The 17,731-nt window shown below is 52.8% G+C and carries 16 protein-coding genes; 11 read left to right on the forward strand and 5 right to left on the reverse strand.

The window, feature by feature from the left end:
• Positions 1-41: 41 nt before the first annotated feature.
• Positions 42-1,364: a xylose isomerase gene (gene xylA / locus OGY71_RS15230; protein ID WP_003024252.1), complete on the reverse strand. Its 1,323-nt coding sequence runs from the start codon at positions 1,362-1,364 to the stop codon at positions 42-44.
• A gap of 361 nt (positions 1,365-1,725) precedes the next feature.
• Between xylA and xylR the strand changes: the two genes are divergently transcribed.
• Positions 1,726-2,904, forward strand: a complete 1,179-nt coding sequence (xylR, locus tag OGY71_RS15235) for a D-xylose utilization transcriptional activator XylR (protein ID WP_003827365.1) — start codon at positions 1,726-1,728, stop codon at positions 2,902-2,904.
• A 44-nt stretch (positions 2,905-2,948) separates the two neighbouring features.
• Here the strand turns inward: xylR and OGY71_RS15240 are convergent, their stop codons facing one another.
• Positions 2,949-3,773, reverse strand: a complete 825-nt coding sequence (locus tag OGY71_RS15240; RefSeq protein ID WP_003827364.1) for a protein bax — start codon at positions 3,771-3,773, stop codon at positions 2,949-2,951.
• A gap of 316 nt (positions 3,774-4,089) precedes the next feature.
• Here OGY71_RS15240 and malS point away from each other — a divergent pair, with 316 nt between their 5' ends.
• Together malS and avtA are read left to right on the forward strand one after the other, a co-directional pair.
• On the forward strand, positions 4,090-6,120 hold the full coding sequence (gene malS / locus OGY71_RS15245; RefSeq protein ID WP_191222036.1) for an alpha-amylase: 2,031 nt from the start codon (positions 4,090-4,092) through the stop codon (positions 6,118-6,120).
• Between the two features lie 176 nt (positions 6,121-6,296).
• On the forward strand, positions 6,297-7,547 hold the full coding sequence (gene avtA / locus OGY71_RS15250; protein ID WP_126956466.1) for a valine--pyruvate transaminase: 1,251 nt from the start codon (positions 6,297-6,299) through the stop codon (positions 7,545-7,547).
• A gap of 34 nt (positions 7,548-7,581) precedes the next feature.
• Here the strand turns inward: avtA and OGY71_RS15255 are convergent, their stop codons facing one another.
• On the reverse strand, positions 7,582-8,055 hold the full coding sequence (locus OGY71_RS15255) for a 4Fe-4S dicluster domain-containing protein (protein WP_008786443.1): 474 nt from the start codon (positions 8,053-8,055) through the stop codon (positions 7,582-7,584).
• 117 nt (positions 8,056-8,172) lie between these two features.
• Complete coding sequence (yiaJ, locus tag OGY71_RS15260) at positions 8,173-8,988, reverse strand: IclR family transcriptional regulator YiaJ (RefSeq protein WP_003827359.1); 816 nt, start codon at positions 8,986-8,988, stop codon at positions 8,173-8,175.
• A gap of 217 nt (positions 8,989-9,205) precedes the next feature.
• Here yiaJ and yiaK point away from each other — a divergent pair, with 217 nt between their 5' ends.
• The 8 genes from yiaK (at position 9,206) to araD (ending at position 16,786) form a co-directional block, all read left to right on the forward strand.
• A complete protein-coding gene (gene yiaK / locus OGY71_RS15265) occupies positions 9,206-10,204 on the forward strand; it encodes a 3-dehydro-L-gulonate 2-dehydrogenase (protein ID WP_003827358.1) in 999 nt (332 codons plus the stop codon).
• Between the two features lie 11 nt (positions 10,205-10,215).
• Positions 10,216-10,680: a YhcH/YjgK/YiaL family protein gene (locus OGY71_RS15270; protein ID WP_003827357.1), complete on the forward strand. Its 465-nt coding sequence runs from the start codon at positions 10,216-10,218 to the stop codon at positions 10,678-10,680.
• A 14-nt stretch (positions 10,681-10,694) separates the two neighbouring features.
• The gene (locus tag OGY71_RS15275; RefSeq protein ID WP_286613459.1) at positions 10,695-11,627 is read left to right on the forward strand and encodes a DUF4862 family protein; all 933 of its coding nucleotides are present in this window, start codon (positions 10,695-10,697) and stop codon (positions 11,625-11,627) included.
• A gap of 31 nt (positions 11,628-11,658) precedes the next feature.
• Positions 11,659-12,978 (forward strand): MFS transporter, encoded by a 1,320-nt coding sequence (locus OGY71_RS15280; RefSeq protein WP_003827355.1) that lies wholly within the window; start codon positions 11,659-11,661, stop codon positions 12,976-12,978.
• 98 nt (positions 12,979-13,076) lie between these two features.
• Positions 13,077-14,579 (forward strand): FGGY-family carbohydrate kinase, encoded by a 1,503-nt coding sequence (locus OGY71_RS15285; RefSeq protein ID WP_003827354.1) that lies wholly within the window; start codon positions 13,077-13,079, stop codon positions 14,577-14,579.
• A complete protein-coding gene (gene ulaD / locus OGY71_RS15290) occupies positions 14,579-15,241 on the forward strand; it encodes a 3-keto-L-gulonate-6-phosphate decarboxylase UlaD (protein ID WP_032934169.1) in 663 nt (220 codons plus the stop codon). The genes OGY71_RS15285 and ulaD overlap by 1 nt, the downstream gene beginning before the upstream one ends.
• The gene (locus OGY71_RS15295; protein ID WP_003827352.1) at positions 15,234-16,094 is read left to right on the forward strand and encodes an L-ribulose-5-phosphate 3-epimerase; all 861 of its coding nucleotides are present in this window, start codon (positions 15,234-15,236) and stop codon (positions 16,092-16,094) included. Before ulaD ends, OGY71_RS15295 begins: the two co-directional genes overlap by 8 nt.
• A complete protein-coding gene (araD, locus tag OGY71_RS15300; RefSeq protein WP_003827351.1) occupies positions 16,088-16,786 on the forward strand; it encodes an L-ribulose-5-phosphate 4-epimerase in 699 nt (232 codons plus the stop codon). The genes OGY71_RS15295 and araD overlap by 7 nt, the downstream gene beginning before the upstream one ends.
• A gap of 77 nt (positions 16,787-16,863) precedes the next feature.
• Here the strand turns inward: araD and OGY71_RS15305 are convergent, their stop codons facing one another.
• A complete protein-coding gene (locus OGY71_RS15305; protein ID WP_191222032.1) occupies positions 16,864-17,679 on the reverse strand; it encodes a helix-turn-helix domain-containing protein in 816 nt (271 codons plus the stop codon).
• Positions 17,680-17,731 lie beyond the last annotated feature (52 nt).

Consider the following 17,731-nt stretch of genomic DNA (forward strand, 5'->3'; position numbering starts at 1 on the left):
AGCGCTAGCTGACCGGGCTTACGGACGTTCTCAGAGACCCGTTATTTGTCGAACAAATAATGGTTTACCAGATTTTCCAGCAATTCCTGATGACCGCTCTGGTGCACTGGCGCCAGGTTGTGTTGTTCAGCGTACTGCGCAATTTCTGTCAGCGTCATCTGGCCTTTCAGAATTTGCTGGCCCAGCTCACCATTCCAACCGGCATAACGTTTAGCCACACGCTGATCCAGGCCACCGTCTTCAATCATACGGGCCGCAATTTTCAGCGACAGTGCCATGGTATCCATCGCGCCAATATGACCATAGAACAGATCGTATTTATCGGTGCTCTGACGACGTACTTTGGCATCAAAATTCAGGCCGCCGGTGGTGAAGCCACCCGCTTTCAGGATTTCGTACATCACCAAGGCATTCTCTTCTACGCTGTTCGGGAACTGGTCGGTATCCCAGCCCAGCTGTGCATCGCCGCGGTTGGCATCGACAGAGCCAAACAGACCCAGCGCGATAGCGGTGGCGATTTCGTGATGGAACGAATGGCCTGCAAGCGTAGCGTGGTTGGCTTCAATATTCAGTTTGATCTCTTTTTCCAGACCGAACTGCTTGAGGAATCCGTACACGGTCGCCGCATCGTAGTCGTACTGGTGCTTGGTCGGTTCCTGCGGTTTCGGCTCGATAAGCAAAGTGCCCTGGAAACCAGTTTTGTGTTTGTGTTCCACGACTAATTGCATGAAACGACCAATCTGCTCACGCTCCTGACGCAGATCGGTATTCAGCAGCGTTTCATAACCTTCACGACCGCCCCACAGAACGTAGTTTTCACCACCTAACTTGTGCGTGGCATCCATGGCCGTAACCACCTGCGTGGCTGCCCAGCTGAACACTTCTGGATCTGGGTTTGTGGCCGCACCCGCACCGTAGCGTGGGTTAGTGAAGCAGTTTGCTGTACCCCACAGCAGCTTCACGCCGCTCTGTTCCTGTTTTGCCGCCAGCACATCAACCATCTGCGCAAAGTTGTTTTTGTACTCTTTCAAAGACGCACCTTCCGGCGAAACATCCACGTCATGGAAGCAGTAGTAAGGCACGTTCAGCTTGTGGAAAAACTCAAATGCCACATCCGCTTTGCGTTTCGCCAGCGCCAGAGCTTCACCAGGCTGCTGCCATGGACGATCGAAAGCGCCCATACCGAACATATCCGCCCCGTTCCAGCAGAAGGTATGCCAGTAGCAGGCAGCAAAACGCAGATGATCTTCCATGCGCTTGCCCAATACGATTTCGTCAGGGTTGTAATGGCGAAATGCGAGCGGGTTGGTGGATTGAGTGCCTTCAAAACGAACACGATCGAGTTGGTCAAAATAAGCCGGCATAATAAGCTCCATAATCAGGTAATACGGTAAGTAAACTGCGATGTAGCTATACTGGAATTTCCTGATTTATTGCTCAATTACGTTATTTCACACCGCTATTAAGAGAATACCCAAACGTGCGCTGGCTCCCAAAAAAACGCTCTGAAAAACGAAATAAAAAAGCGATCGCGATCGAAGGTTAGCCAATAAACAAAAAACCGTAATGCGCAGATAAAAAATGGCAATTGTCATCCCACTGGCAGTATGTGAATTTTGCGTAGCACCAGGCAAATAAGAAATTTGTCACGCTTCATCAAGCAGTCGTACCTGCGATTTTGCTAGTATCGACAGGCCCACGTTAACCTTTCCAGGACAGGTTCTTATGTTTGATAAACGTCACCGCATCACTCTGTTATTTAATGCCAATAAAGCCTATGACCGCCAGGTGGTAGAAGGAGTGGGTGAATATTTACAGGCATCGCAATCCGAGTGGGATATATTCATTGAGGAAGATTTCCGCGCCCGTATCGATAATATTAAAGACTGGTTAGGCGACGGCGTTATTGCTGATTATGACGATGATGACATTGCACAATTACTTGCCGATGTGGAGGTTCCCATTATCGGCGTTGGAGGCTCCTACCATCTGGAGCAAGATTATCCCCCAGTACATTACATCGCCACCGATAACCACGCGTTGGTAGAAAGCGCTTTCCTGCATCTGAAAGAGAAAGGGGTTAACCGCTTTGCGTTTTATGGTCTGCCTTCTTCAAGCGGCAAACGCTGGGCCGCGGAACGTGAATATGCGTTTTGCCAGCTGGTTGCCAAAGAGAAGTACCGCGGCGTTGTCTATCAGGGGCTGGAAACCGCACCGGAAAACTGGCAGCACGCGCAAAATCGTCTGGCGGACTGGCTACAAACACTACCGCCGCAAACCGGTATTATCGCCGTTACCGACGCGCGGGCACGGCACGTCCTGCAAGTCTGCGAGCACCTGCATATTCCAGTACCGGAAAAGCTGTGTGTGATTGGGATCGACAACGAAGAACTGACCCGCTATCTGTCGCGGGTGGCGCTGTCATCCGTGGCCCAGGGGGCCAGGCAGATGGGGTATCAGGCCGCTAAACTCTTACATCGTTTACTGGCAAATGAAGAGCTGCCGCTGCAACGTACACTGGTTCCTCCGGTGCGCGTCATTGAACGCCGCTCAACCGACTACCGTTCATTAACCGATCCGGCGGTGATTCAGGCGATGCACTTTATCCGCAACCATGCCTGTAAGGGTATTAAGGTTGAACAAGTGCTGGATTCAGTGGGGATTTCTCGTTCGAATCTGGAGAAGCGTTTTAAAGAAGAGGTCGGAGAGACTATCCACGCCGTGATTCATGCCGAAAAGCTGGAAAAAGCGCGCAGCCTGTTGATTTCTACCACGCTTTCAATCAACGAAATTTCACAGATGTGCGGCTATCCGTCTCTGCAATACTTTTATTCGGTCTTTAAGAAAGAGTATGACACGACGCCCAAAGAGTATCGCGATGTGAACAGCGAAGTGTTGCTGTGAGGAATATTGCCGGATGCGGCGAAGCCGCCATCCGGCACACAGAATTACATATGCGCGGCGATTAAACGCTGGTTATCCTGATACATTGCGAACAGATAGTTGTTGTAGCTCTGTCCTTTAGTGGAATAACCCTTCAGCTTATGAATCATCGCGGTAGCGGTGACTTCCTGATCGGCTTTACGCAGCTGCGCACGTGACTTACGGAAAGAAGAGTAAGCCGGATGCGTGTTCAGGTTAATGACGTAGGCATTCACCGACTCTTTCACCGATTCAAACTGTGAGTAGCCTTTCACTTTACCCGGTGCATTGTTACAACGACCTTTGCCACATTTCATGCCAAACAGGTTGTTGTTGCTACGCGCCAGCTTCGACGTACCCCAGCCACTTTCAGCCGCAGCCATGGTTGCCACCATACTGGTCGGGATAATGTCTACGCGCTCAAGCAGCGTATTCCACGGAATTTTACGCGTGTTGCCAGACCAGTTCACCTTGTAGCGCTTCGCGATGTCTTTCATACGCGTACGCTCAGTCGGTGACCAGCGGTTCTGGTACTGTTTTGAAATCAGCCAGTTACGGTCTGCCGTAATGGCAGCATTTTGACTGGTAATATAAGGCATAACCGTCCGGAGAAACGCTTTTTTCCTTGGTGTTCCGGAAGGGTATTTTCGCAAATCAGGAAGTGAACTACTCTTTGCACTATTGCGAGAATACTCTTGTTTACTGCTTACCTGTGTATTACTTGTCTTGATTACTTGGGGCTTGTGACTCGTTGTCGCCGTGTGTGTCTTTGCCAGCACCTCACCCGAAAATGCAACGGTGAGTAACATAAGAATCATTGCCCCATATCGTCGAATGGGAGTCAATATCATTAGGTCTCCTGGTCGGATTTATACATTCCAACACCTTATATTTTTCACAAAAATGAGAGATGAATCTCAAATCATATCAAAAATAGCCGTCAAGAGCACCCAAAGGAATAGTCCAATTCTGAAACCATGTCACGCATTAACGGTTCAGGGTGCTATTAATTCGAAGAAAATGTGGAGGTTATCGCAAAATAAGTTCATTTTTTGCGCGCGATCGCTCACCCTCACTTCTCCTCCTGGCGGAATCGACTCAAAGGAGGAGTTTCCGGCCTGATTTCACTGGCAAACTGGCGAAAATTGCAGCACCAAGGACAGCATTATGAAACTTGCCGCCGTTGCGCTGGCGCTCATGCCCGGCATTGCCATCGCCTCATCATGGACTTCTCAGGGACTCCCCACCTTCGAAGCGGAAGGTACGGGTAAATTCGTCAGCCATGCAGCGTTGACGAAGGGTACTCGTCCTCTAATCCTGAATTTTGACCAACAGTGCTGGCAGCCTGCTGATGCAATAAAACTCAACCAGATGCTGTCGCTAAAACCGTGTGAAGGCGCCCCGCCGCAGTGGCGCTTATTCAAAGACGGCGATTACACGCTGGAAGTGGATACCCGCTCCGGAACGCCAACGTTGATGCTCTCGGTAAAAAGCGCCGCTGACCCTGTCACGACCCAGATTCGCCAGTGCCCGAAATGGGATGGTTCGCCGTTAACACTGGATGTGAGCCAGACCTTTCCGGAAGGTGCCGTGGTACGTGATTTCTACAGCCAGCAAACGGCAACGGTAAAAAATGGGTCGATTACCCTACAGCCTGCTGCAGCCAGTAACGGACTGTTGCTGCTGGAGCGGGCGGAAACTGACGCCCCAGCCGCTTTCGACTGGCATAACGCTACGGTGTACTTCGTCCTGACGGATCGCTTTGTAAATGGTGACCCAAGCAACGACCACAGCTACGGGCGTCGCAACGACGGCATGCAGGAAATTGGCACTTTCCACGGGGGCGATTTGCGCGGTCTGGCCAGCAAACTCGACTATCTACAACAGTTAGGCATCAACGCCCTGTGGATCAGCGCGCCGTTTGAGCAAATTCACGGCTGGGTCGGCGGTGGCACCAAAGGTGATTTCCCCCATTATGCTTACCACGGCTATTACACTCAGGACTGGACCACGCTCGACGCGAATATGGGTAATGAAGCTGACCTGCGTGCGCTGGTTGACGGTGCGCACCAGCGCGGCATTCGCATCCTGTTCGATGTCGTCATGAACCATACCGGCTACGCCACGCTGGCGGATATGCAGGAGTATCAGTTTGGGACCCTGTACTTGTCGGGCGATGAACTGAAAAACACGCTCGGTGAACGCTGGACGGACTGGAAGCCAGCCGCCGGGCAAAGCTGGCACAGCTTTAATGATTACATCAACTTCAGCGATAAAGCAGGCTGGGAAAAATGGTGGGGGAAAAACTGGATCCGCACCGATATTGGCGATTACGACAATCCGGGTTTTGACGACCTGACCATGTCGCTGGCTTTCCTGCCCGATCTGAAAACCGAATCCACCACGCCTTCCGGGCTACCAAACTTTTATCAACACAAACCGGATACGCACGCTAAAGCTATTGCTGGTTACACGCCCCGCGATTATCTGACCCACTGGCTCAGCCAGTGGGTGCGTGATTACGGGATTGACGGGTTTCGGGTCGATACCGCCAAACACGTCGAACTTCCCGCCTGGCAGCAGTTAAAAACACAGGCCAGCGCGGCACTGGTTGAATGGAAGAAAGCGAACCCGGATAAAGCGCTTGATGACAAACCTTTCTGGATGACCGGCGAGGCTTGGGGTCACGGCGTGATGCAAAGCGACTATTACCGTCACGGCTTTGATGCGATGATCAATTTCGACTATCAGGAACAGGCGGCAAAGGCCGTCGATTGTCTGGCGAGTATGGATGTCACCTGGCAACAGATGGCTGAAAAATTGCAGGATTTCAACGTTCTGAGCTATCTTTCCTCGCACGATACACGTCTGTTCCGCGAAGGTGGAGACAAAGCCGCCGAGCTATTGCTGCTGGCGCCAGGCGCGGTACAACTCTTTTACGGCGACGAGTCGGCCCGGCCCTTTGGACCAACAGGTTCAGACCCATTGCAGGGTACGCGCTCAGAAATGAACTGGCCGGATGTGACCGGGAAATCTGCCGCCAGCGTCGCTCACTGGCAACGCATCAGTCAGTTCCGGGCCAGACATCCCGCCATCGGTGCCGGTAAACAGACCACGCTGACATTGAAGCAGGGATACGGATTTATCCGCGAGCATGGCGACGATAAGGTGATGGTGGTGTGGGCCGGTCAGCCCTGATCCCAACAGGCTTCTCGCTGTGCATACAGCGGGAAGCCCAACACAAAATAAAAAACCAGCCAGGAAAGCATCTGTAGCACAAAACATCAACCCAGCCCGATCCCCCTGATTTGCACCCTGCCATAGGTAGCGCTATGGTTAGCCACTTTACTACTCAGTTCGACAGACCCCCTGCTATGACATTCTCACTTTTTGGCGACAAATTTACCCGCCATTCAGGCATCACCCGCCTGATGGAGGACCTCAACGACGGTTTACGCACCCCAGGCGCCATCATGCTCGGCGGTGGTAATCCGGCGCAAATTCCAGAGATGCAAAATTACTTCCAGTCTCTGCTGACAGATATGCTGGAAAACGGCAAAGCCACTGATGCGCTTTGCAATTATGACGGTCCGCAAGGGAAAACCGAGCTACTGTCTGAACTGGCGAAACTGCTACGTGAGAAGCAGGGTTGGGATATCGAACCACAAAATATTGCACTGACAAATGGCAGTCAGAGCGCGTTTTTCTACTTATTCAATCTGTTCGCCGGACGCCGCGCTGACGGAACAACGCAAAAAGTGTTATTCCCGTTAGCGCCGGAATACATTGGCTATGCCGATTCCGGACTGGAAGAAGATCTCTTCGTCTCTGCACGTCCGAACATTGAGCTGTTACCGGAAGGCCAGTTTAAGTATCACGTTGATTTTGAACACCTGCACATCGGTGAAGAGACGGGGATGATCTGCGTGTCGCGCCCCACTAACCCGACAGGCAACGTGATCACCGACGACGAGTTGATGAAGCTGGACCGGTTGGCCAACCAGCATGGGATCCCACTGGTGATTGATAACGCCTATGGGGTACCGTTCCCTGGCATCATTTTTAGCGAAGCACGCCCGCTGTGGAACCCCAACATTGTGTTGTGCATGAGCCTTTCCAAGCTGGGTCTGCCGGGTTCCCGCTGCGGTATCATTATCGCGAATGAAAAAATCATCACTGCGATTACCAATATGAACGGCATCATCAGCCTTGCACCTGGCGGGATGGGACCGGCGATGATGTGCGAGATGATTAAACGTAACGATCTGCTGCGCCTGTCCGAAACGGTTATCAAGCCGTTTTACTATCAGCGCGTTCAGGAGACGATTGCGATTATTCGCCGCTACTTGTCTGAAGATCGTTGCCTTATCCATAAACCTGAAGGCGCGATTTTCCTGTGGCTATGGTTCAAAGATTTACCGATCACCACCGAACTGTTGTATCAGCGCCTGAAAGCGCGCGGCGTACTGATGGTTCCTGGTGACTACTTCTTCCCAGGTCTGGATAAACCCTGGCCGCATACCCATCAGTGCATGCGGATGAACTACGTACCAGAACCTGAGAAAATCGAAGCTGGCGTGAAGATTCTGGCTGAAGAGATCGAACGCGCCTGGCTGGAAGGCTAACGCAAACCCGACCCAGGTGTGGGTCGGGCTCACTTCACAGCGGCTGTGAACGCAGGCGCTGGCGCTGAATACTGACGGCATCAACACACTGCAACGCGCTGGTCGGGCAGGCTTCGACACACGCTGGCCCCGCCTCGCGATGCCAGCACAAATCGCATTTTATCGCCTGCACCCGCGACGAACGGGCAACGACATTCATTGCCCCAAACGGGCAGGCCAGCATACAGCTTTTACAACCAATACAACGTGCCTGTTCAACGAAGATATGCCCATGTTCACGACGAATGGCGTGAGTTGGACAAACATTCGCACAGGGAGCGTCTTCGCATTGATGGCAGGCGACCGCCGTGGTAAAGGCGTCGTCTTTGATTACCCGAATCCGCGGGATAAACGCAGAAGAAGAGACCGACGCACAGTCCTGGTTTTGCTGATGCGCGACGACACAGGCAACTTCACAGGTACGACATCCAATACATTTTGCCGCATCCGCCATAATAAACGCGTTCATTGCCCCCTCCTTCTGCGTGAAAACCACAGAGTGCCAGAGAGACCGCCCCTGACGCTTTGATCGGACAGGGGAAACGGTTAAATAGTGTCAGGTGCCTGAACGACGCCTGGCATGTGCCTAATCGCGAACGGTAAAACCCAGCTCATTTGAAATGGCCTGCGCGGTTTCCCGTAGCGGCTTGAGTAGATTTTTTTCCCCTATCTGCTTAAGTCGCGAGGTAGAGAGTGAAATTGACACTGCGTACGGCACCCGACCATGAATATCAAACACCGGCACGGCAATACAGGAAACGCCCAATTCGTTCTCTTCCCGATCCATCGCCATACTGCTTTCGCGGATCTGCGCCAATTCGTCGTACATCGCCGGTAAACCGGTAATGGTATTGCGGGTCAGCGGCTGAATAAGATCCTGATGGCTCTCCCAGTAAGATTTCACATAATCCGCATGCCCAAACGCCATGTAAATTTTACCCATCGCGGAGCAATACAGTGGCATATGTTGACCGATATAAGCGCGAGTACGCAGCATGCCCGTCGTCGGTTCCAGCTTATAAATCAGAATCGCGTGGTCATCTTCACGGCTGGAGAAGTTGATTGTTTCACCAGTAGCAATATTCAACGCTTCGAGGTGCGGAGCGGCAACATGGATGATATTCAGTGACGACAGTGCCTTCTGCCCAACGGCGATAAATTTGGTGGTCAGCCTATAGCTACCCGCAGCAGGTGCAGGCGTGACATATCCGCAGGACTGCAGCCCTTGCAGGAGTCGATGCACAGTACTTTTGTTCAGCCCGGCCAGTTCAGACAGATGGGCCAATGGGCACCCATTCGGATAGTTACTCAGAATCTCAATCAACATCAAACCACGGAACAGGCTCTGACTTCCGGCTGGCCTCTCTTTGTCTTGCGTCATTTCACTCTCTTTTGTGCCCATCGCTTCCGCTCCCCTTTTCGTCGCGCTCTGATGGTAGCGCAAAGTGTGTTTCAGTTCACGATCTGAACCGAAAAAACACAACTATTTGATTTTGATGATTTTAAAAAATAGACCACCCCGTTGATCTGTCAAAATTTGATCGCTATATTTGAAATCAGATTTCGCATAGTGAAATTTAGAGATAAAAAAGCGATCAAATTTAAACAAGGAAACAGGAATGAAAGTCACTTTTGAGCAGTTGAAAGATGCGTTCAATCGGGTACTGCTGGCACGCGGTATTGCCGTTGAAACCGCCGATGCCTGTGCCGAAATGTTTGCGCGCACTACCGAGTCCGGCGTTTATTCGCACGGTGTGAATCGTTTTCCTCGTTTTATTCAGCAATTGGATAACGGCGACATCATTCCTGAGGCCAAACCGCAACGCATTACCAGCCTGGGGGCGATTGAACAATGGGATGCTCAGCGTTCGATCGGCAATCTGACGGCGAAAAAGATGATGGACAGAGCCATTGAGCTGGCCTCCGATCACGGTATTGGCCTGGTCGCACTGCGTAACGCCAACCACTGGATGCGCGGCGGCAGCTATGGCTGGCAGGCGGCGGAGAAAGGTTACATCGGTATCTGCTGGACTAACTCGATTGCTGTCATGCCGCCGTGGGGTTCGAAAGAGTGCCGCATTGGCACTAACCCACTGATCGTCGCGATCCCCTCATCGCCAATCACCATGGTTGATATGTCGATGTCGATGTTCTCCTACGGCATGTTGGAAGTGAATCGCCTGGCCGGTCGCGAACTGCCGGTAGATGGTGGCTTTGATGATGAAGGCAATCTCACCAAAGAGCCGGGCGTTATAGAAAAAAACCGTCGCATATTGCCAATGGGTTACTGGAAAGGTTCAGGTCTGTCGATTGTGCTGGATATGATTGCCACTCTGCTTTCTGATGGCTCTTCCGTTGCGGAAGTCACCCAGGATAACAGCGATGAATATGGCGTTTCACAGATATTTATCGCCATTGAAGTAGATAAGCTGATTGATGGCGCCACCCGTGATGCCAAGCTACAGCGGATTATGGATTTCATCACCACCGCCGAACGCGCAGATGAAAACACGCCTGTCCGTCTGCCGGGCCACGAGTTTACAAAGCTACTGGAAGAAAATCGCCGGAACGGTATCACCGTTGACGACAGCGTCTGGGCAAAAATTCAGGCCCTGTAAGGAGCAACACCATGATCTTCGGACATATTGCTCAACCTAACCCATGCCATTTGCCTGCTGCGATTGAAAGGGCGCTCGACTTTCTGCGCACCGCAGATTTTCGCAAACTGGAGCCGGGCGTGGTGGAGATCGACGGTAAAAATATCTTCGCGCAAATTATTGATTTAACCACGCGTGACGTTGCCGAAAATCGTCCTGAGGTGCATCGCCGCTATCTGGATATTCAGTTTCTGGCCTGGGGTGAAGAGAAAATCGGGATTGCCATTGATACCGGGAATAACCAAATCAGTGAATCGCTATTAGAACAGCGCGATATTATTTTTTATCACGCCAGCGAACATGAATCTTTTATTGAAATGATTCCGGGAAGTTACGCCATATTTTTCCCGCAGGATGTTCATCGTCCAGCATGTCATAAAACTGTCGCCACACCGATCCGCAAAATAGTCGTGAAGGTTGCTATTTCAGTTTTATAAAAGGAGCACAAAAAATGAAAGCTAACACTACCGGTTATATTATCGGTGCGTACCCCTGTGCACCCTCATTTCACCAAAAGAGTGAAGAGGAAGAGAAGGAATTCTGGCGACAACTCTCCGATACCCCGGATATTCGCGGACTGGAGCAGCCCTGTCTTGAACATCTGCACCCGTTAGGCGACGAATGGTTATTACGCCATACGCCGGGCGACTGGCAAATCGTGGTCACGGCCATTATGGAAACCATGCGCCGTCGCGGTATTAATGGTGGTTTCGGGCTGGCCTCCAGCGATGAAGAACAGCGTAAAGCCTGCGTGGCGTATTACCGTCATCTGCAGCAGAAAATCTACCATATCAATGCGGCCAACGGCGGAAAAGTGATTGCACTGGAGTTGCATGCTGCCCCGCTGGCGGGCAACCCGAACGTCGCTCAGGCCACCGACGCGTTTGCTCGTTCGCTGAAAGACATTACCCGCTGGGACTGGTCCTGTGATCTGGTGTTGGAACATTGCGATTCCATGACAGGCCCCGCGCCACGCAAAGGATTTTTACCGTTAGACAACGTGCTGGACGCGATAGCCGGATATGACATCAGCGTGTGCATTAACTGGGCGCGCTCGGCTATTGAAGGGCAGAGCCCCACTCTACCGCTGACCCACACGCAGCAGACCAAACGGGCTGGGAAACTGGGCGCACTGATGTTCTCCGGCACCACGCTTACGGGGGAATACGGCGAGTGGCAGGACTTACATGCACCGTTTGCCCCTTTCTGTCCAGAAGGTCTAATGACCACAGAGCATGCCCACGAATTATTCGCCTGCGCAGGAGCTGAGCCATTGCAATTTTCTGGCATTAAATTGCTGGAAATAAATGCCAGTGCAGATGTGAACCATCGTGTAGCGATATTGCGCGACGGTATCGCCGCATTAAATAAAGCAAAACTATAAAAATAAAATACTACTCTACGAGAATATTAATATGAACATGACCTCTCGCCCTACACTTCAAGACATACCCCGTCAGCGCTGGCTACGGATTATTCCACCTATTCTCATCGCCTGTATTATTTCTTATATGGACCGCGTCAATATCGCATTCGCGATGCCCGGCGGAATGGATGAGGAATTAGGTATTTCCGCCACCATGGCCGGTCTGGCCGGCGGTATTTTCTTTATCGGCTATCTGTTTTTGCAGGTTCCAGGCGGAAAAATTGCCGTTCACGGCAGCGGCAAGAAATTTATCGGCTGGTCCTTGGTTGCCTGGGCGGTCATTTCCGTTCTGACGGGCTTAATCACAAATCAGTATCAACTGCTGGTTTTGCGCTTCTTACTCGGCGTTGCCGAAGGCGGCATGCTGCCGGTCGTGCTGACGATGATCAGTAACTGGTTCCCCGATGCAGAACGCGGTCGCGCCAATGCGATTGTGATTATGTTTGTGCCGATTGCCGGGATCATCACCGCCCCGCTCTCGGGTTGGATCATTACCGTTCTCGACTGGCGTTGGCTGTTTATCATTGAAGGTTTATTGTCTGTCGTCGTCCTGGTGCTGTGGGCCTATACCGTTTACGACCGTCCACAGGAAGCGCGCTGGATCTCTGAGGCCGAGAAAAATTACCTCGTTGAGACGCTGGCCGCCGAGCAAAAAGCCATTGCCGGAACCGAAGTCAAAAATGCCTCTCTGAGTGCAGTGCTGTCCGATAAAACCATGTGGCAGCTAATCGCGCTGAACTTCTTCTATCAGACCGGGATTTACGGTTACACCCTGTGGCTGCCGACCATCCTCAAAGAGTTGACGCACAGCAGCATGGGACAGGTCGGCATGCTCGCCATTCTGCCATACGTCGGCGCAATTGCCGGGATGTTCCTGTTCTCTTCACTCTCTGACCGCACCGGTAAACGCAAGCTGTTCGTCTGCCTGCCGCTGATTGGCTTCGCCTTGTGCATGTTCCTCTCTGTGGCGCTGAAAAATAACGTCTGGCTGGCTTATGCCGCGCTGGTCGGCTGCGGATTCTTCCTGCAATCGGCTGCAGGCGTGTTTTGGACTATTCCGGCGCGTTTGTTCAGCGCAGAAATGGCCGGTGGCGCACGTGGGGTCATCAACGCTCTCGGCAACCTCGGTGGCTTCTGCGGCCCTTACGCGGTCGGCGTTCTCATCACCCTGTACAGCAAAGATGCGGGCGTTTATTGCCTGGCAATTTCACTGGCTCTGGCCGCGCTGATGGCCCTGTTGCTGCCAGCGAAATGCGATGCTGGTGCCGCGCCGCTAAAGACGCTGAATCCACATAAACGTACAGCTTAAAACAATGCCCGGTGGCGCTTCGCTTACCGGGCCTACAGCTAGCAACCGTCCCAGGCCGGATAAGCGCAGCGCCATCCGGCAAAAATGAGATAACAAAGATGAGTGAGAAAGCGACCTTCTGGCTGGGTATTGATTGCGGCGGTACATATCTGAAAGCAGGTTTGTATGATGCCAAAGGTCATGAACAGGGAATTAACCGGCAATCGCTGCAGACAATATCGCCATTACCAGGTTACGCCGAACGCGATATGCACCAACTGTGGCAACAGTGCGTCGCGACCATTGCCGGGCTGTTAAAGCGTACAGGCGTGTGCGGTGAGCAAATCAAAGGCGTCGGCATATCCGCTCAGGGCAAAGGTCTGTTCCTTCTCGATAAGCAAGATAAGCCGCTAGGCAATGCCATTCTCTCTTCTGACCGACGCGCGATGGACATCGTTCAGCGCTGGCAGCAGGATGGGATCCCTGAGCAGCTCTACCCGGTCACCCGCCAGACATTGTGGACCGGGCATCCGGCATCGCTCCTGCGCTGGGTGAAAGAGAACACCCCTCAGCGCTACGCGCAAATTGGAAGCATCATGATGGGTCATGACTACCTGCGTTGGTGCTTAACCGGCGTCAAAGGCTGCGAAGAGAGCAATATCTCCGAGTCGAACCTCTACAACATGACCACGGGTCAGTACGACCCGAGGCTGACCCAGTGGCTGGGCATCAGTGAAATCGACAATGCCCTGCCCCCCATCGTTGGTTCAGCAGAAATATGCGGGGAAATCACCGCTCAGACAGCCGCCATCACCGGTCTGGCGGCGGGTACCCCCGTCGTCGGCGGACTGTTTGATGTGGTTTCCACCGCACTCTGCGCCGGTATCGAAGATGAACGCACCCTCAACGCGGTGATGGGTACCTGGGCCGTCACCAGCGGGATCGCTCACGGCCTGCGCGACCACGAGCCCCATCCCTATGTCTATGGTCGCTATGTAAATGACGGGCAGTACATCGTTCACGAAGCCAGCCCAACCTCTTCCGGCAATCTGGAATGGTTTACCGCCCAGTGGGGCGAACTCTCTTTTGATGAGATTAATCAGGCCGTTGCCAGCTTACCGAAAGCCGGTAGCGAGCTTTTCTTTCTGCCCTTTTTGTACGGCAGCAACGCCGGGCTGGAGATGACCAGCGGCTTTTATGGCATGCAGGCTATACACACTCGTGCCCACTTATTACAAGCCATCTACGAAGGCGTGGTTTTCAGCCATATGACCCACCTGAACCGCATGCGCGAACGTTTTCCGCAGGCACATACCCTGCGCGTTACTGGAGGTCCGGCCCACTCCGACATCTGGATGCAAATGCTGGCAGACGTCAGCGGTTTACGTATCGAATTGCCACAGATTGAAGAGACCGGCTGCTTTGGCGCTGCGCTCGCCGCCCGCGTAGGCACCGGCGTTTATCACAATTTCAGCGACGCGCAGCGCAGCTTACAGCACCCGGTTCGCACACTGCTGCCAGACGCTACGGCGCATGCGAGCTACCAGCGTAAATACCGCCAATACCAGAATTTAATTACCGCACTACAGGGCTATCACGCCCGCATTAAGGAGCACGAATGATGAGTCGACCATTACTGCAACTGGCGCTCGACCACACCAACCTGCAGGCGGCCCAAAACGATGTCGCACTGCTACAAGAGAGCGTCGATATCGTTGAGGCAGGGACGATTCTCTGCTTAACCGAAGGTCTGGCTGCCGTGAAAGCGCTGCGTACTCAGTGTCCAAATAAAATCATCGTCGCCGACTGGAAGGTTGCCGATGCGGGTGAAACCCTCGCACAGCAAGCATTTGGCGCTGGCGCTAACTGGATGACCATCATCTGCGCTGCCCCACTGGCGACGGTGGAGAAAGGCCATGGCGTCGCGCAGTCCTGCGGCGGCGAAATTCAGATGGAACTGTTCGGCAACTGGACGCTGGATGATGCCCGTGACTGGTATCGCGTTGGGGTTCGCCAGGCAATTTACCATCGTGGCCGCGATGCTCAGGCCAGCGGACAACAATGGGGAGAAGCGGATCTGGCGCGCATGAAAGCGCTTTCCGATATCGGTCTGGAGTTGTCGATTACCGGCGGGATTACGCCCGCCGACCTGCCGCTGTTTCGCGATATCAACGTTAAAGCCTTTATCGCCGGACGCGCGCTGGCTGGGGCGCAAAACCCAACGCAGGTTGCCGCTGAATTCCATGCGCAAATCGACGCCATCTGGGGAGCACAGTATGCGTAATCATCCGTTAGGTATCTATGAAAAAGCGCTGGCGAAAGACCTCTCCTGGCCGGAGCGTCTGGTGCTGGCGAAAAGCTGCGGTTTTGATTTCGTCGAGATGTCGGTGGATGAAACCGATGAACGTCTGTCGCGTCTCGACTGGAGTCCTGCTCAGCGTGCATCGCTGGTGAGCGCAATGTTAGAAACCGGCGTGGCAATCCCTTCAATGTGCCTGTCCGCCCACCGTCGGTTTCCCTTTGGCAGCCGCGATGAATCAGTCCGTATTCGGGCACGCGACATCATGACCAAAGCCATTCGTCTCGCGCGCGATTTGGGTATCCGCACTATTCAACTGGCAGGTTACGACGTCTATTACGAGGAACATGACGAAGGTACGCAGCAGCGCTTTGCCGAAGGGCTGGCATGGGCAGTCGAGCAAGCCGCCGCCGCGCAGGTCATGCTGGCGGTAGAAATCATGGATACCGCTTTTATGAACTCAATTAGCAAGTGGAAAAAGTGGGATGAAATGCTGTCATCGCCGTGGTTCACCGTCTATCCGGACGTGGGCAACCTCAGCGCATGGGGTAATGACGTCACTGCCGAATTGACGCTGGGCATCGACCGTATCGCCGCTATCCACCTGAAAGACACGCTGCCGGTAACCGAAACCCATCCGGGCCAGTTTCGCGATGTGCCTTTTGGCGAAGGGTGCGTGGACTTTGTTGGTATCTTCAAAACGCTGCATGAGCTGAACTATCGCGGGTCGTTTCTGATTGAAATGTGGACTGAAAAAGCAAAAGAGCCGGTACTGGAAATTATCCAGGCACGACGTTGGATAGAAGCACGTATGCAGGAAGGAGGATTTCCATGTTAGAACAACTGAAAGCCGATGTGCTGGCGGCCAATCTGGCGCTTCCGGCTCATGGTTTAGTCACCTTTACCTGGGGTAACGTCAGCGCTGTGGATGAAACGCGTAAGCTGATGGTGATTAAGCCGTCCGGCGTGGAATATGACGTGATGACCGCCGACGATATGGTGGTGGTGGATATTGCCAGCGGCGACGTGGTTGAAGGCAGTAAAAAACCCTCATCTGACACGCCAACCCATCTGGCGCTGTACCGTCGCTACCCTGAGATCGGTGGGATCGTCCATACTCACTCACGCCACGCGACGATCTGGTCACAGGCGGGTCTTGATCTCCCGGCATGGGGCACCACGCATGCCGATTATTTCTATGGTTCAATTCCGTGTACCCGGCTGATGACCGTTGAGGAAATCAATGGTGAATATGAATATCAAACCGGTGAAGTGATCATTCAGACCTTTGAGCAACGCGATCTCAATCCGCTGCAGGTTCCGGCAGTGTTAGTACATTCACACGGTCCGTTTGCCTGGGGTAAAGATGCCGCAGACGCTGTACATAACGCAGTGGTACTCGAAGAATGCGCCTACATGGGGCTTTTCTCGCGCCAGTTAGCTCCGCAGTTGCCGGATATGCAGCCTGAGTTGCTGGATAAACACTATCTGCGTAAACACGGTGTGAATGCGTATTACGGGCAAAACTAACGTCCGGTGGCGCTGTGCTTGCACTGGTCTGTCATTTTGTAGGCCGGGTAAGCATAGCGCCACCCGGCGATCCTCATTTACGCCGAATTAATATGCTCTTTGCAGTAGCGCCGTTTCCACGCCGCAGGCGTCAGGCTGGTATGTTTACGAAAGATTTTGCGAAAGTAACCCACATCATTAAACCCACATTTAATCGCCACTTCGGTAAGCGACAGCGAGTCACTGATCAACAGCTTTTCTGCCGCCCTTACCCGCTGGCGATGCAACGCTTCAGTTAGCGTCAGCCGGAAAACGCTCCGGAATACACGCCCCAGATAGTCGGCATTGCAATGCAGTTCTTTCGCCAGAGTTGAAGCACTAATCGGCAGGTGGAACTGGGTGTGGATTATTTGTTGCGCTTTCCATGCCAGCGCATTACCGGGGCTATCTGCGGGTTGCTCGCTAGCCGCCGCGGAGATTTGTTGCAAAATCAGCAGTAGGATCAGTTCCAGCGCTATGCTGCGATGAATATTTTCCTGCTCGCGTAAGAACTGGCGAAACAGCGAAATAATATATTGTGGCTCGCTAACCCGGGCATGCTGAGGAATCGCAAGCAACGGTTCTGTAAGTGAAGCATCGTTTTCTGCTGTCACCTCAAAGTGTAGCCAGTAAAATTTCAAATCAGCCGGAAACTGTCCCACACCAATATGCGAACGCTGCGGCCATAGCAGCAAACTTTCTCCGGCATTCACGCAAAAAACGGTCTGGCCTTCGCGAATCGTTAATGTCCCTTTTTCGACAAAGATAATTTCCCAGGATTGCAATTGCCGCGCCGGATGGCTTCCCACGCCTCGGGAAATAAATAGCCCACCATTTTGCACTTTAATCGGAAGAGACATGGATAATTCGAGCATATATATTCAAATTCCCGCTTATTGCATTATTTAAACCGATCTTTATCATTGA

The organism is Citrobacter sp. Cpo109, from assembly GCF_030332565.1.
Taxonomy (GTDB): domain Bacteria; phylum Pseudomonadota; class Gammaproteobacteria; order Enterobacterales; family Enterobacteriaceae; genus Citrobacter; species Citrobacter portucalensis.

Coding starts and splice junctions, on each gene's coding strand:
- xylA (WP_003024252.1), bottom strand. CDS start 1,364: ATGCCGGCTTATTTTGACCAACTCGATCGTGTTCGTTTTGAAGGCACT.
- xylR (WP_003827365.1), top strand. CDS start 1,726: ATGTTTGATAAACGTCACCGCATCACTCTGTTATTTAATGCCAATAAA.
- OGY71_RS15240 (WP_003827364.1), bottom strand. CDS start 3,773: ATGATATTGACTCCCATTCGACGATATGGGGCAATGATTCTTATGTTA.
- malS (WP_191222036.1), top strand. CDS start 4,090: ATGAAACTTGCCGCCGTTGCGCTGGCGCTCATGCCCGGCATTGCCATC.
- avtA (WP_126956466.1), top strand. CDS start 6,297: ATGACATTCTCACTTTTTGGCGACAAATTTACCCGCCATTCAGGCATC.
- OGY71_RS15255 (WP_008786443.1), bottom strand. CDS start 8,055: ATGAACGCGTTTATTATGGCGGATGCGGCAAAATGTATTGGATGTCGT.
- yiaJ (WP_003827359.1), bottom strand. CDS start 8,988: ATGGGCACAAAAGAGAGTGAAATGACGCAAGACAAAGAGAGGCCAGCC.
- yiaK (WP_003827358.1), top strand. CDS start 9,206: ATGAAAGTCACTTTTGAGCAGTTGAAAGATGCGTTCAATCGGGTACTG.
- OGY71_RS15270 (WP_003827357.1), top strand. CDS start 10,216: ATGATCTTCGGACATATTGCTCAACCTAACCCATGCCATTTGCCTGCT.
- OGY71_RS15275 (WP_286613459.1), top strand. CDS start 10,695: ATGAAAGCTAACACTACCGGTTATATTATCGGTGCGTACCCCTGTGCA.
- OGY71_RS15280 (WP_003827355.1), top strand. CDS start 11,659: ATGAACATGACCTCTCGCCCTACACTTCAAGACATACCCCGTCAGCGC.
- OGY71_RS15285 (WP_003827354.1), top strand. CDS start 13,077: ATGAGTGAGAAAGCGACCTTCTGGCTGGGTATTGATTGCGGCGGTACA.
- ulaD (WP_032934169.1), top strand. CDS start 14,579: ATGAGTCGACCATTACTGCAACTGGCGCTCGACCACACCAACCTGCAG.
- OGY71_RS15295 (WP_003827352.1), top strand. CDS start 15,234: ATGCGTAATCATCCGTTAGGTATCTATGAAAAAGCGCTGGCGAAAGAC.
- araD (WP_003827351.1), top strand. CDS start 16,088: ATGTTAGAACAACTGAAAGCCGATGTGCTGGCGGCCAATCTGGCGCTT.
- OGY71_RS15305 (WP_191222032.1), bottom strand. CDS start 17,679: ATGCTCGAATTATCCATGTCTCTTCCGATTAAAGTGCAAAATGGTGGG.